Raw genomic sequence first — 12,985 nt, forward strand, 5'->3', positions numbered from 1 at the left:
TGCGCCTACCGCGTCGCCGCGCATGATGCGCGGCGCGCTGCCGACGCGCGACGGGCATCGTGTGGCGTATGCGGTGGCGGGCGCTCCCGATGGCGTGCCGGTCGTCGTGTTGCATGGCGGACCGGGCAGCGGCAGCCAGCCGGGCGCGCTGCAATTGTTCGATTTGACGCGTTTCAGAGTCGTGCTGGTCGATCAGCGCGGCACCGGCGCATCGACGCCGCATGGCAGCGTGCGCCATAACCGCACCGACCATCTGATCGACGATCTCGAAGCGGTGCGCGAGCGGCTCGGCGTCGAGCGCTGGGGCGTGTTCGGCGGATCGTGGGGCGCGGCGCTCGCGCTCGCGTATGCGGGAACGCATCCGCGGTCGGTGACGGGCGTGGTGATGCGCGGGCTGTTTCTCACTTCGGCGCGTGAAGTGCGCGGCCTGTTCCTGTCGTCGCGTGGGCGCGCGCCTCGGGCATGGGCGCGATTGCGGGATGCGGCGCGCGGCGATGAGCGCAGCATGGGCGGTTGCGGCGATGTTAGCGGACACAGCCGCGATGGCGAATACAGCGGCATTGCGAGACACAGCGACGTTGGCGAACACAGCCGCATTGGCAACCACAGCAGCCTTAGCAAGCACCGCAGCGCTAACGAACCCCACATCTTCAGCAACCTCGCCAACCGCCCCGCCACGCTGCTCGCGCGCTGTCACATAACGCTCCACCGCGGCGGCGCGAACGAAGCCCGGCAACATGCCCTCGCGCTGGCATGGCGCGGCTACGAAGACGCGCTGCTCGCAAGCGCCTCGACGCGCCGCGCGCGTTCCGCCACCGCACGCGTCTCACGCCGAAACACCCGCAAGCTGATCGGCAAATACCGCATTCAGGCGCACTACCTGATGCATCGCTGCTGGCTCGGCGAAACGCGTCTGCTGTCGCTCGCGCGCCGCGCCGCCGCAGCGGGCGTGCCGCTTGCCGCGCTGCACGGCTCACGCGATCCGGTGTGTCCGCGCGGCAACTTGCGGCGTCTCGCGCGAGCCGTGCCCACGGCGCGCGTCGAATGCGTGCGCGCCGGTCATCTGGCGAGCGATCCCGCGCTGCGCGACAGCGTCATGCGCGCGCTCGCCGCCATGTTCATTCCACCCGCTCACGAGGGGCGCGGCATGCGCCACGCGGCATGAAAATCAAGGTACTCGGTTCATCGGCGGGCGGCGGTTTTCCGCAATGGAACTGCAATTGCCGTAATTGCGACGGCGTGCGGCACGGCACGCTGAAGGCGACGCGCCGCACGCAGTCATCGATCGCGGTCAGCGCGAACGGCGAGGACTGGCTGCTCGTCAACGCGTCGCCCGATCTGCTCGCGCAGATCGCCGCCAACCCGGAGTTGCAGCCGGCCCGCCGCGCGCGCGACAGCGGCATTGCCGCGGTGCTCGTGATCGACGCGCAGATCGACCACGTCACCGGCCTGCTGATGCTGCGCGAACGCGACGCGCCGCTGCCGCTCTACGCCACCGACGCCGTATGGCAAGACCTGTGCACCGGTTTTCCGATCGGGCCGATCCTCTCGCACTATTGCGGCGTCGAACATCACCGCATCGCGCTCGACGGCGCGCCGCTCGCGGTGGACACGCTGCGCGACGTGCGGATCGACGCGCTGCCGCTGTCCAGCAAGGCGCCGCCCTACTCGCCGCATCGCAATGCGCCGGAACGCGGCGACAACATCGGACTGGTGTTCACCAATCTTCAGTCGGGCAAGCGCGTGTTCTACGCGCCGGGACTCGGCGCGATCGAGCCGCACGTGCTCGCCGCGATGCGCGACGCGGATCTGCTGCTGGTCGACGGCACGCTATGGACGGGCGACGAGATGATCCGCCTCGGTTTGTCGAAGAAAACCTCCGCCGATATGGGCCATCTGCAGCAGTCCGGCGAAGGTGGCATGATCGAAGTGCTCGACTCGCTCGACGCCGGCGCGGCACGCGGCGCGCGCAAGGTGCTGATCCACATCAACAACACGAACCCGATCCTCGTCGACGATGGTCCCGAGCGCCGCATCCTGAGCGAACATGGGATCGAAGTGGCGTACGACGGCATGACGTTCGACCTGTGAAGCGCAGGCATCGAGCACGAACCACGGAGAAGGCATGAACGCGAACGACACCTTCGGCACGGCGCCGTCCAGCGCGACAGACGCGAACCAAGCGGTGTGGACCCGCGAGGAATTCGAGGCGCGGCTGCGCGCCAAAGGCACGGCCTATCACATCCATCATCCGTTCAATGTGAAGATGAATAGCGGCGGCTGCTCGCGCGAACAGATTCGCGGCTGGGTCGCGAACCGTTTCTACTATCAGATCAATATTCCACTGAAGGATGCGGCGGTGCTGTCGAACTGTCCCGATCGCGACACGCGTCGCCGCTGGGTGCAGCGCATTCTCGATCACGACGGTTATGGCGACCAGGAAGGCGGCATCGAAACGTGGGCGCGCCTCGCCGACGCGGTCGGTCTCTCGCGCGACGATCTGTGGTCGCAGAAAATGGTGACACCCGGCGTGCGCTTCGCCGTCGACGCCTATGTGAATTTCGCGCGCCGCGCGCCGTGGCAGGAAGCGGTGTGTTCGTCGCTCACCGAGATGTTCGCGCCACAGATTCACCGCGACCGGCTCGCGGGTTGGCCCGAACACTATCCGTGGATCGAGTCCGCCGGCCTCGCCTATTTCCGCTCGCGCATCACGCTCGCGCAGCGCGACGTGCTGCACGGACTCGAAGTCACGCTGAATCATTTCACGCGGCGCGAGCAGCAGGACCGCGCGCTGGATATCCTGCAGTTCAAGCTCGACATTCTGTGGACGATGCTGGATTCGATCGAAAAGGCTTTCCCGCAATGAACGACGCGCCAGGCGCCGGCGGCGCCATGCCAACCGCCGATCGACCGACGATCAACAAGCTGTTTCGCCTGCAATGGGAACCGGCGCAGAACGCTCATGTGCTGCTCTATCCCGAGGGCATGGTGAAGCTCAATCAGAGCGCGGCGGAAATCCTCAAGCGCTGCGACGGCACGCGCGACGTCGACGCGCTCATCGCCGATCTGGAACAGGCGTTCAACACCAGCGGGCTCGGTCCCGAAGTGCGCGCCTTCATCGCCGACGCGCGGGCACGCGGCTGGCTGGGATAGCGTCATGACCGATCTCTCGCAACCCGTTACCGATGTCGAGGCGCCTGCCGCCGGTGGCGGCGTCGCGCCGCCGCTGTGGCTGCTCGCCGAACTCACCTATCGTTGCCCGCTGCATTGCGCGTTCTGCTACAACCCGGTCGACTATACGGACCACAGCCGCGAACTGAGCACCGAGCAATGGCTCGGCGTGCTGCGCGAGGCGCGCGCGCTCGGCGCCGCGCAACTCGGTTTTTCGGGCGGCGAACCGCTCATGCGCGACGACCTCGAAGTGCTGGTGGAAGAAGCGCGCAAGCTCGGCTTCTATACGAACCTGATCACCTCCGGCATCGGTCTCACCGACAAACGGCTCGGCGACCTGAAGGCGGCCGGGCTCGATCATATCCAGTTGTCGTTCCAGGATTCGACGCAGGAACTGAACGATTTCCTGAGCAGCACGCGCACCTTCGATCTGAAACAGCGCGTGGCCACGTCGATCAAACGGCATGGCTTTCCGATGGTGCTCAACTGCGTGCTGCATCGCTACAACCTGCCGCACGTCGACAAGATCATCGACATGGCACTCGCGATGGGCGCCGAATATCTGGAGCTCGCGAACACGCAGTATTACGGCTGGGCGCATACGAACCAGGCGCAGCTCATGCCGACGCGCGAGCAACTGGAAGAAGCCGAAGCCGTGGTCGAGCGTTACCGCCGCACGCACGGCGAGCGCTGCAAGATCTTCTTCGTCGTGCCGGACTATTTCGAGCGCCGGCCGAAGCGCTGCATGAACGGCTGGGGCGCGGTGTTTCTCGGCGTCGCGCCGGACGGCGCGGCGCTGCCGTGCCACGCCGCGCGCGGCCTGCCCGGCCTCGTGCTGCCGAACGTGAAGGACACGCCGCTGCGCGAGATCTGGTACGAGAGCGATGCGTTCACGCGCTTTCGCGGCCTCGACTGGATGAAAGAACCCTGCCGCAGTTGCGACGAGAAGGAACACGATCTGGGCGGCTGCCGCTGCCAGGCCTACCTGCTCACCGGCGACGCGGCCAATGCCGATCCCGTCTGCGACAAGTCGCCGTTTCACGAAGCCGTGGTGAAGGTGGTGCGGCGCGCCGCAGCGCCCGCAGCACATGAAGCGCCCGAGCCACGCGAGCAGCCCATCCTGTTTCGCAACGACGCGAACTCGCGCAAGCTCGCGGCCGCCGCCTTCGTTGCACCCGATGAGCAAGGCGGTCCCGGAGGCCGCGCATGACAGCCGGCGGCATCTCCGTTCTGCTCGTCGACGATCACGCGGTGGTGCGCGAAGGTTATCGCCGCCTGCTCGAATTGAATGCAGACGTGCACGTCTGCGGAGAAGCGGCGGATGCGGCGCAGGCCTATCAGCGCTTTTGCGCGCTGCGGCCCGACGTGGTGGTAATGGACGTGTCATTGCCGGGCGCGAGCGGCGTCGAGGCAATGCGGCGGATGCTCGCCCGCGTGCCCGATGCCCGCGTGCTGATCTTCAGCGTGCACGAAGAAGCGATTTTCGTGCGCCGCGCGCTGGACGCCGGCGCGCTCGGCTACGTGACCAAGGCGAGCGCGCCCGACGTGCTGGTGGAAGCGGTGCGAACGGTCGCGCGGCGCGCGGGCTATCTGAGCCCCGATATCTCGCAGGCGCTGGCGCTGCGCACCGCGTTCAGCGAAGGGCCGCCGGGGCGGCAATTGTCCGCGCGTGAATTCGAGGTGCTGCGCTTGCTGGTGCAGGGTTATACGCTGCCGAGCATCGCCGAGAAACTGGGCTTGAGCCGGAAGACCGTCGCCAATCATCAATCGGTGATCCGGCAAAAGTTCGGCGCCGACAACGGCGTGCAGCTCGCGCAAATGGCGAGCCGGCTCGGACTTCAGTTCACCGGCTCGGGCTCGTCGGCCAGCCCGGCTTGAGCCGGCACGCGCGCGCAGAACAGAAAGCCGCCGTCGGGCTTGCTCGCCACGTGAAATTCGCCGCCTAGCGCCTCGACGCGCTCGCGCATGCCGATCAGCCCGAGTCCGCCGCGCGGCTTCGCGAGGTCGGCGCCGGGGCCGTCGTCGGCCATCGTCACGACGATTTCGTCGATCACCTCGTCCTCCTGTCCGGGCCGCCTCTCGCGTGGCGCGCGCACCATGAACACCTCCACGCGCGAAGTGCGGGCGAACTTCGAAACATTGGTGAGCCCTTCCTGCACGAGCCGATAGAGCGTGATGGTCAGCGCGTCGCTCAAACCCGTGAAATCCCCTTCGATCGTCAACGAGAACGAGGCCTCCGGCAAGCGCTCGCGCCAGCCGTCGACGCAATGTTCGAGCGCGCTCGGCAAGCCGAATTCGTCGAGGCCGATGGGCCGCAGACGCCGGATCATTCCGCCGATCTGGCGGTACACGTGGCTCGCGCTCTGAATCAAACCGAGCGACACGCGATGAATCTCCGGCTCGCGCGCCGCGGACAGATCGCGGATGCGCGCCGCGTCGAGCGCGATGGCGTTCAGGTACTGGCCGAGTTCGTCGTGCAGTTCGCGTGCGAGATGACGGCGCTCGAACTCCTGCGCCTGCAAGGCCTGGTTGGCGAGACGACGGTTCTCCGCGAGCAGGCGCTCGGCCTGTTCCTCGAGCACGCGACGGCGGTTCAGTTCGCCACGCGCCTCGCGATAGCGGCGCCACGCGAACCACGCAAGGCCGACCGAGAGCACGCAGAGCGTGCCCGGCAATTCGTCGAGCTGAAAGCGTTCCACGCCGCGCGTCCAGCGATAGGCGCGTTCGCTGACATCCAGCAGCGCGCCGCATGCGGCCGCCGCGACCGTCACGACGAGCACCCATGCAAGGTCGCGCGCCACCGTCGAATGCGGCGAAGCGCGGCGCGTGGGATGCGTGCGATGCGTGGCATCGGAATTCGAGGGATCGTTTGACATCACGTTTGCATTCTACGCAGCGCGCTTGCGCGCGGAGGATTCCGGCGACGCATTTGGGAACGCTTCCCCGCCAGATCGGGAAAAGCTCCCGGGCCCGCGTTGCCCCGGTATGCGAAGCTTTTCTCCACACCATGAGAAAGCGCTACGCGCGCGACGCATCGCCCGCATGAGCGACGCCAGCCACGATAGCGCATCGACCCGGCAGGAGACAAATCATGAACATGCCGTTCCATTCGCGCCGCACGGTCCGCTTGCGACGACGCATCGGCCTGACCCTGGGTTTCGGCGGCGCGCTCGCCGGTCTGAGCGTCACCGCGTGGGCGCAGGCGGAGCCTGCCGTGGCGGCCTCCGCCGCCGCGGCCAAGCCGGAGCAGGCGAGCGCCGACGTCACGCTCGCGCCTGTGGTCGTGGTGGGCACCACGCCGCTTCTCGGCATCGGCACGCCGCTCTCGCAGGTGCCCGCCAACGTGCAGACGGTCCGCGCGCAGGAACTCGACCAGCAGCATCGCAGCACGCTCACCGATTACTTCGCGAAGAATCTGCCGAGCGTCGATATCGCGGACGCGCAAGGCAATCCGTACCAGGTGAACATCAACTATCGCGGCTTCACCGCCTCGCCGCTGCTCGGCACGCCGCAGGGTCTCTCGGTGTTCGTCGACGGCGTGCGCGTGAACGAGCCGTTCGGCGACGTGGTGAACTGGGACCTGATTCCGCAGCAGGCGATCGATACGATTCAACTGATTCCCGGCTCGAATCCCACCTATGGATTCAATACGCTCGGCGGCGCCATTTCGATCAGCACGAAGAACGGCAAGACCAGCCCCGGCGGCGAGGCCGAAGTGGCGTTGGGCTCCTGGGGCCGCAAGACCGCGCAGATCGAACAGGGCGGCACCCTCGGCGCCAACCTGGACTACTACGTGACGGGCAGCGTGGCGAACGACAACGGCTGGGCCGAACAGAACGCGAGCCGCGTGCGTCAGGCGTTCGGCAAGCTGCGCTATACCGACGCCGACACGACCCTGTCGTTCTCCGCCGGCGGCGCGGACAACGATCTGCACGGCGCGCAAACCATTCCGCGCTCCTTTCTCGGCAACCCGAAGCAGCCCTATACCTATCCCGACCAGAACGTGAACGAGGTCGGCTACGTGACGCTTTCGGGCGATCATTACTTCAACGATCACGTGGAGTTGAGCGGCAACCTCTATTACCGGCACTTCCGCAACAGCAACCTCAGCAGCAACGTGAATAGCGGCTTCGGCTCGGTGGATGACGACGGCAATATCGACACCGTGCAGGCGACCAACGACAAATCATCGGTCACGACGGAAAGCTATGGCGCGAGTCTGCAACTCACGCTGCTCGGCAAGCTGGGCGGCATGGAAAACCAGTTCGTCGCGGGCGTCTCGGCCGATCTTGCCAACTCGCGCTACGTCGCCGCGTCGCAAGAGGCCGCCTTCACCGATTCACGCGCGACGCTCGGCCTCGGCGATTTCACGCAGGAAACCGCGGCGAAAACCCACAACGGCAACTATGGGATCTATCTGCAAGATACGTTGTCGCTGACCAGGCAGTGGTCGCTGACGCTCGCCGGCCGCTATAACTGGGCCGACGCCACCATCGGCGATTCGAGCGGCACGCAGCCGCAACTGAACGGCCACCATACGTTTTCGCGCTTCAATCCGGCCGTGGGCATCAACTGGAATCCGAGCTCCGCGTTCACCGCGTATGCGACCTACAACGAAGGCATGCGCTCGCCCACCGCCATCGAACTGGCCTGCGCCGATCCGGCCGCGCCCTGCTCGCTGCCGAACGACTTCGTGTCGGACCCGTCGCTCGAACCGGTGATCTCCAGGACCTTCGAGATCGGCGCGCGAGGGCGCGTGGGCCAGGCGACGACCTGGAGCGCCGCCGTCTACAGCACCACGCTCGACAACGATATCCAGTTCATCAGCAGCAACGGCGCGTCGAGCACCGAGGGATTTTTTCAGAACGTGGGCCGCACGCGCCGGCAAGGGGCCGAGCTTTCGGGGCACAGCAAGTTCGGGCCGCTCGCCGTCACCGCGAGCTACAGCTACGTCGATGCGACCTACCGGTCGGCGTGGACCGAACACAGCCCGAGCAATTCCAGCGCGGACGCGAACGGCAACATCACGGTCAAGTCCGGCAATCACATTCCGGGCATTCCCGCGAACACGATCAAGCTGCAACTCGACTACGCGGCCACCTCCAAATGGAACGTCGGCGCGAACCTGACCTGGCGCGGCGGCATCTATGCGCAGGGCGACGAGAACAATCAGGATGTGAACGGCAAGATCGCGGGCTACCTGCTGATCGATCTCGACACGTCTTACCAGGTGACCAAACAGTTGCAGGTTTTCGCGAGCATCACGAACCTGCTCGACAAGCGCTATGCGAGCTTCGGCACGCTCGGCGAAAATTTCTTCAACGGACCGAACCATACGTTCGATGGCGCGAGCGCGGTCAACGAGCAGTTCGTCGGGCCGGGCGCGCCGCGCGGCGTGTGGATGGGTTTGCGGTATGCGTGGAAATAGCGCTGAGAAATGAGCGTCCGCCGGACGCTCATTGCAGGACTAGCGCTCGCTCATTTCGATTCGATCGAGCCGTCGCCATGCGGATAGGTGACGATACCCCATGCCAGAGGCAACTCGCCGATCTGCTTGATCGGCTGGTAGCTCTGCGCATCGAGCACATAGACCGAATCCGAACGGCCGCACGCCAGCAGCAGCTTCGCGCCGTCGGGCGTGAAGCTGAAATGCCAGCAGCGCTGGCCGACCGGCACGTCGGCCACATGCTCGTAGCTGTGCCCGTCGAAAACCTGCAAGGTCTTGTCGCGCGACGCGGCGACGAACAGCCGCTTGCCCTCGGGGCCGAACGCCACGCCGTAAGGCCCAAGCTTCGTATCGACCGTCTTGACCACCTTCAGCGTGCGCGCATCGATCACCACCAGCTTGCTCAGCGATTCCAGCGTGACCACGTAGTCCTTGCCGTCCGGCGACAAACGGATGCCGCGCGGACGCCCGCCCGCGGCGAGCTTCACCGTCTTGATCGGCGCGCCGGTGCGGGCGTGGTACACCGATACCGTATCGTCGCCTTCGTTGGTGACGAGTATCGTCTTGCCGTCGCGCGAAAACTCGATGCCCTCGGTTTCGTGGCCGCTCGTCACCGAGCGCACCATGCGCCATGTCTTCATATCGATGATCGCGATTTGCGCGGGCGGCTTGTTGGCGTCGTCGTCATCGTCGGCGGCGGGTTTGCCTGACGGTTTTTCGCCTGGCGTGCCGGCCGATTTGTCGGCGGGCTTTTCGGCGGGCTTTTCACCCGCCTTGTCGGCTGGCTTGTCGGCTGGCTTCCCGCTTCCCGGCGGGCCGCCCTCTTCGCCCGGCTCATAGGTCACATACGCATAGCCGTTGTGCACGCGGACGAACTCGGGATTCTTGCCGATCTTCACGCGCCGCACCACCTCGCCCGAGGCCGTGTCGATCACCGCCAGATCGCCGGTGTTCTTGTTGGCCACCAGAAGCCGTGTGCCGTCCGCGTTCAGGCTCAGCCCGCGCGGGCCGTCCGCGCCTACCGGAAAGGTTCGGGTCAGCGTCATCTGGTCCAGATCGATCACGCCGACGCCCGCCTTCTCGCTCGTCACATAGGCGAGCGGCGCGGCATGCGCGATGCTCGCGGCCGCGAGCGCGGCGATGAGAACGAGCGAACGGCGTCGTGGCGTTGTGATGGCAAACCGTGTCTCCAGCATTGTTGTGCTCCGTGGTGAAAGCGCTGCGCCGCGAAAGCCCGCGTCATCCAGGCAAAGTAGCCCATTGTGGGATCGTTTGACAACGGACAAGGGCGGGAGAATTTCCCGAATTGACGCGACGCGGGCGGCGACCCCGCGAAAAGCGCCGCGCGCGTCCACCCAAAGCATGAGTTATCGGAGTTCAAAGAATCTCTGAATTCAAATCGGCATTCGGCTCCGCTATCGTGGTGCGTGTTTCAACGGACTGACGCAGCGGCGCGCTCGGCATGGCACACCGCTGCGCCGGCCCTCGCCCTTCGCTTTCTTCCTCGCGTGATCGGCCTGGCAGTGTCATCGCTGCGCGGTCGCCGGACAAGGACTGAACCATGCAAGCGCTCATCTTCGACGTGGACGGCACGCTCGCCGATACCGAAACCGTTCATCTGCAGGCATTCAATGCGGCGTTCGCGGAGGTGGGTCTCGGCTGGTACTGGGACAAGGCGCTCTATACGCGGCTTCTGCGCGTGGCGGGCGGCAAGGAGCGCCTGATGCACTACTGGCGCGTCGCCGACCTGGAGGAAGCCGACGGCGCCAGGGTGAGGGAAGTGATCGACGCCGTGCACGCGATCAAGACGCGCCATTACGCCGAGCGGGTACGCGACGGCGCGGTGCCGCTGCGGCCGGGCATTGCGCGCCTGATCGACGAAGCCGGCACGGCCGGCATCCCGCTGGCGATCGCGACGACCACCACGTCGGCCAACCTCGACGCGCTGCTGCGCGCGCCCCTGGGAACGGACTGGCGCGCGCGCTTTGCCGCGATTGGCGACGCCGGCACCACGCGGGTGAAGAAGCCCTCGCCCGATGTCTACCTCGACGTGCTGCGGCGGCTTGGTCTGAAGGGCGCGGACTGTATCGCGTTCGAGGACTCCGTCAACGGCCTCACCGCCGCGCGCGCCGCGGGCGTCCCCACCGTGGTGACGCCGAGCGAATACACGTCGCATGAATGCTTCGACGGGGCGCTGACCGTGCTGCCTCATCTGGGCGACCCGCATGCGCCGATTCCGCATCTCGCGCCGGATGAAACGCCGGGCTGGGTCGACCTCGCCACGTTGCGGCGCTGGCATCGTCACGCCGTGTCCGAGGCGGCGTGAGATGAGTCCGAGACCTCACCTGCCGAACATGCCGTACATGCCGCGCGGCATGCCAGCGAGCCGCGACGTTTCTTTCCTTGCGCCGACCGCTGCTCGGGCATCGAACACGCTCCATTCACGGCGAGGCGCATAGCGATGACGAACCTGCAACGCAAGGCCGTGCTGGTCGATCTGGACGGCACGATGATCGACACCGCGCCGGACATCGTCGAGGCCGTCAGCCGCATGCTCGGCGAACTCGGCACCGCGCCGCTGCCGTTCGCGACGGTCGTCGGGTTTATCGGCAAGGGCGTGCCCAACCTGGTTCGGCGGTCGCTCGAAGCGGCCGCGTTGGATCAGCGAGTCGCCATCGAGCGGGCGCTTGCGGTATTCCATCGGCACTACGCCGACACCAACGGACGGCATGGCGACATTTTCCCCGGCGTGGCAACCGGGCTCCGCGCATTGCGGCAACGCGGCTACCGGCTCGCGTGCGTCACCAACAAGCCGGAAGCGCTCGCTGCGCCGCTGCTGGAGATGACCGGCCTCGCCGGCTATCTGGATGCGCTCGTCGCGGGCGACTCGATCGCGCAGATGAAGCCCGCGCCCGAGCCGCTGTGGCACGCCTGCCGGCTGCTCGGCGTCGAACCCGAAGGCGGCGTGCTGATCGGCGATTCGCCCGTCGATGTCGCGGCCGCGCGGGCGGCGGCTCTGCCGGTGTTCATCGTGCGCTACGGATATGCGGGCGCGCAGGGTGTCGGCGCGCTCGCATGCGATGGCTTGATCGATTCGCTGGAAGAAGCGCCCGCGCTGCTTGCCGGCCGAAGCGTGGAGGCAAAGGCCGACGCGATCGCATCGCCGTTGCCGTTGCCGGACTCGGCCAACGCGACGTAGCCTGCTAGCCAGCGTCAAAAAAACGCTTCCCGGCGTGACGCGCGCGATCAACCGCAAGTCATCGCTAGCGGATACGCTTGCCCGAAGCCTGGTCGAAGAAATAAACCCGCTCGCGGTTCGCGCGCAAGCCGACCTCGGTGCCGATTTCGCCGGCAAACATGTTCGACACCTTCACGACGACCTGTTGCTCGCCCACGTTGACCGTGACGAGCGAATGGTCGCCGATCAACTCGACCGAATAGATGCGGCCACGGAATTCGCCCTCGCCCGCGGCGACGAGCGCGCAGTCTTCCGCACGCACGCCGAGCACCGCCTCGCCCTGATGGTTCACGTCCGCCGCAATGGCGAGCCCTTCCGACTCGAAGCGGTTGTTCGCCAGCGTGCCGCGCAAGAAGTTCATCGGCGGCGAGCCGATGAAACCCGCCACGAACAGATTGGCGGGGTCGGAGTAGATCCGCGCCGGGGCGTCCAGTTGTTGCAGCACGCCCTTGTCGATCAGCGCGACGCGATGAGCCAGCGTCATCGCCTCGATCTGGTCATGCGTGACGTAGATCGTGGTGACGCCGAGTTCGTGCTGCATGTGCTTCAGTTCGGCGCGCATATGGCCGCGCAGTTTCGCATCGAGATTCGACAACGGTTCGTCCATCAGAAACGCCGCCGGGCGGCGCACAATGGCGCGCGCGAGCGCCACGCGCTGGCGCTGCCCGCCCGAGAGCTGGCGCGGATAGCGATCGAGCTGCGGTTCGAGATGCACGCTCGCCGCGACTTCGCGCACGGCCGCGTCGATCTCGGCCTTCGCGCGCTTTCGCACGATCAGCGGATAGGCGATGTTCTCGAACACCGTCTTATGCGGATAGAGCGCGTAGGACTGAAACACCATCGCGACGTCGCGATCTCGCGGCAATTGCTGCGACACGTCGTTCTCGCCGACGTAAATGCTCCCCTCGCTCGCCGATTCGAGTCCCGCGACGATGCGCAGCGCCGTCGTCTTGCCGCAGCCGGACTCGCCGAGCAAAACCAGAAACTCGCCGGCGCGCACGTCGAGCGACAAGTCGTGCAGCACGCGCGTGTCGCCGAAGAACTTGCTGACGTTGCGCAGCGAGACGCTTTTCGAATGCTGCCCCGCCGGGTTCGCGTGTTGCGGCGAGCGTGACGCCTGCGTCTGCATA

Annotated in this window: 12 protein-coding genes; 9 read left to right on the forward strand and 3 right to left on the reverse strand. The window is 66.4% G+C overall.

Annotated features, from left to right (window positions below; all coding sequences use genetic code 11):
• Positions 1–22: 22 nt before the first annotated feature.
• Genes ACTJLC_RS06170 through ACTJLC_RS06195 form a run of 6 tightly spaced genes read left to right on the forward strand, consistent with a single transcriptional unit; the run spans position 23 to position 5,049 of the window.
• Positions 23–1,165 carry an alpha/beta fold hydrolase gene (locus ACTJLC_RS06170; RefSeq protein ID WP_310315546.1) on the forward strand — a complete coding sequence of 381 codons (1,143 nt, stop codon included), beginning with the start codon at positions 23–25 and terminating at the stop codon, positions 1,163–1,165.
• Positions 1,162–2,091 (forward strand): pyrroloquinoline quinone biosynthesis protein PqqB, encoded by a 930-nt coding sequence (gene pqqB / locus ACTJLC_RS06175; protein WP_310315548.1) that lies wholly within the window; start codon positions 1,162–1,164, stop codon positions 2,089–2,091. Before ACTJLC_RS06170 ends, pqqB begins: the two co-directional genes overlap by 4 nt.
• A 34-nt stretch (positions 2,092–2,125) precedes the next feature.
• Positions 2,126–2,866, forward strand: coding sequence for a pyrroloquinoline-quinone synthase PqqC (gene pqqC / locus ACTJLC_RS06180; RefSeq protein ID WP_310315550.1), 741 nt, complete (start codon positions 2,126–2,128; stop codon positions 2,864–2,866).
• Positions 2,863–3,153, forward strand: a complete 291-nt coding sequence (gene pqqD / locus ACTJLC_RS06185; RefSeq protein WP_073427416.1) for a pyrroloquinoline quinone biosynthesis peptide chaperone PqqD — start codon at positions 2,863–2,865, stop codon at positions 3,151–3,153. The genes pqqC and pqqD overlap by 4 nt, the downstream gene beginning before the upstream one ends.
• A 4-nt stretch (positions 3,154–3,157) precedes the next feature.
• Positions 3,158–4,381, forward strand: a complete 1,224-nt coding sequence (gene pqqE / locus ACTJLC_RS06190) for a pyrroloquinoline quinone biosynthesis protein PqqE (protein ID WP_310315552.1) — start codon at positions 3,158–3,160, stop codon at positions 4,379–4,381.
• Positions 4,378–5,049 (forward strand): response regulator transcription factor, encoded by a 672-nt coding sequence (locus tag ACTJLC_RS06195; protein ID WP_310315554.1) that lies wholly within the window; start codon positions 4,378–4,380, stop codon positions 5,047–5,049. The genes pqqE and ACTJLC_RS06195 overlap by 4 nt, the downstream gene beginning before the upstream one ends.
• Here the strand turns inward: ACTJLC_RS06195 and ACTJLC_RS06200 are convergent.
• Positions 5,010–6,047 carry a histidine kinase gene (locus ACTJLC_RS06200; RefSeq protein WP_310315556.1) on the reverse strand — a complete coding sequence of 346 codons (1,038 nt, stop codon included), beginning with the start codon at positions 6,045–6,047 and terminating at the stop codon, positions 5,010–5,012. The two genes, ACTJLC_RS06195 and ACTJLC_RS06200, sit on opposite strands and share 40 nt — an antisense overlap.
• A 215-nt stretch (positions 6,048–6,262) precedes the next feature.
• On the opposite strand from ACTJLC_RS06200, the gene ACTJLC_RS06205 reads away from it, so the two are divergent.
• On the forward strand, positions 6,263–8,599 hold the full coding sequence (locus ACTJLC_RS06205) for a TonB-dependent receptor (protein WP_310315558.1): 2,337 nt from the start codon (positions 6,263–6,265) through the stop codon (positions 8,597–8,599).
• A 50-nt stretch (positions 8,600–8,649) separates the two neighbouring features.
• Here ACTJLC_RS06205 and ACTJLC_RS06210 read toward each other — a convergent pair whose 3' ends face one another.
• Entirely contained in the window at positions 8,650–9,813 is a 1,164-nt protein-coding gene (locus ACTJLC_RS06210; protein WP_310315560.1) for a YVTN family beta-propeller repeat protein, read from the reverse strand.
• A gap of 365 nt (positions 9,814–10,178) precedes the next feature.
• Here ACTJLC_RS06210 and ACTJLC_RS06215 point away from each other — a divergent pair, with 365 nt between their 5' ends.
• Both ACTJLC_RS06215 and gph read left to right on the forward strand, forming a co-directional pair.
• Positions 10,179–10,943: an HAD family hydrolase gene (locus ACTJLC_RS06215; protein ID WP_310315562.1), complete on the forward strand. Its 765-nt coding sequence runs from the start codon at positions 10,179–10,181 to the stop codon at positions 10,941–10,943.
• A 135-nt stretch (positions 10,944–11,078) separates the two neighbouring features.
• Positions 11,079–11,816, forward strand: a complete 738-nt coding sequence (gene gph / locus ACTJLC_RS06220; protein WP_310315564.1) for a phosphoglycolate phosphatase — start codon at positions 11,079–11,081, stop codon at positions 11,814–11,816.
• Between the two features lie 64 nt (positions 11,817–11,880).
• On the opposite strand, the gene ACTJLC_RS06225 is transcribed toward gph, so the two are convergent.
• Entirely contained in the window at positions 11,881–12,984 is a 1,104-nt protein-coding gene (locus tag ACTJLC_RS06225) for an ABC transporter ATP-binding protein (protein ID WP_073427483.1), read from the reverse strand.
• Position 12,985 lies beyond the last annotated feature (1 nt).

The organism is Paraburkholderia sp. 22099, assembly GCF_052045835.1.
Lineage (GTDB): Bacteria > Pseudomonadota > Gammaproteobacteria > Burkholderiales > Burkholderiaceae > Paraburkholderia > Paraburkholderia terricola.

Coding starts and splice junctions, on each gene's coding strand:
- pqqE (WP_310315552.1), top strand. CDS start 3,158: ATGACCGATCTCTCGCAACCCGTTACCGATGTCGAGGCGCCTGCCGCC.
- pqqB (WP_310315548.1), top strand. CDS start 1,162: ATGAAAATCAAGGTACTCGGTTCATCGGCGGGCGGCGGTTTTCCGCAA.
- ACTJLC_RS06205 (WP_310315558.1), top strand. CDS start 6,263: ATGAACATGCCGTTCCATTCGCGCCGCACGGTCCGCTTGCGACGACGC.
- pqqC (WP_310315550.1), top strand. CDS start 2,126: ATGAACGCGAACGACACCTTCGGCACGGCGCCGTCCAGCGCGACAGAC.
- ACTJLC_RS06195 (WP_310315554.1), top strand. CDS start 4,378: ATGACAGCCGGCGGCATCTCCGTTCTGCTCGTCGACGATCACGCGGTG.
- ACTJLC_RS06200 (WP_310315556.1), bottom strand. CDS start 6,047: ATGTCAAACGATCCCTCGAATTCCGATGCCACGCATCGCACGCATCCC.
- gph (WP_310315564.1), top strand. CDS start 11,079: ATGACGAACCTGCAACGCAAGGCCGTGCTGGTCGATCTGGACGGCACG.
- ACTJLC_RS06170 (WP_310315546.1), top strand. CDS start 23: ATGATGCGCGGCGCGCTGCCGACGCGCGACGGGCATCGTGTGGCGTAT.
- pqqD (WP_073427416.1), top strand. CDS start 2,863: ATGAACGACGCGCCAGGCGCCGGCGGCGCCATGCCAACCGCCGATCGA.
- ACTJLC_RS06225 (WP_073427483.1), bottom strand. CDS start 12,984: ATGCAGACGCAGGCGTCACGCTCGCCGCAACACGCGAACCCGGCGGGG.
- ACTJLC_RS06210 (WP_310315560.1), bottom strand. CDS start 9,813: ATGCTGGAGACACGGTTTGCCATCACAACGCCACGACGCCGTTCGCTC.
- ACTJLC_RS06215 (WP_310315562.1), top strand. CDS start 10,179: ATGCAAGCGCTCATCTTCGACGTGGACGGCACGCTCGCCGATACCGAA.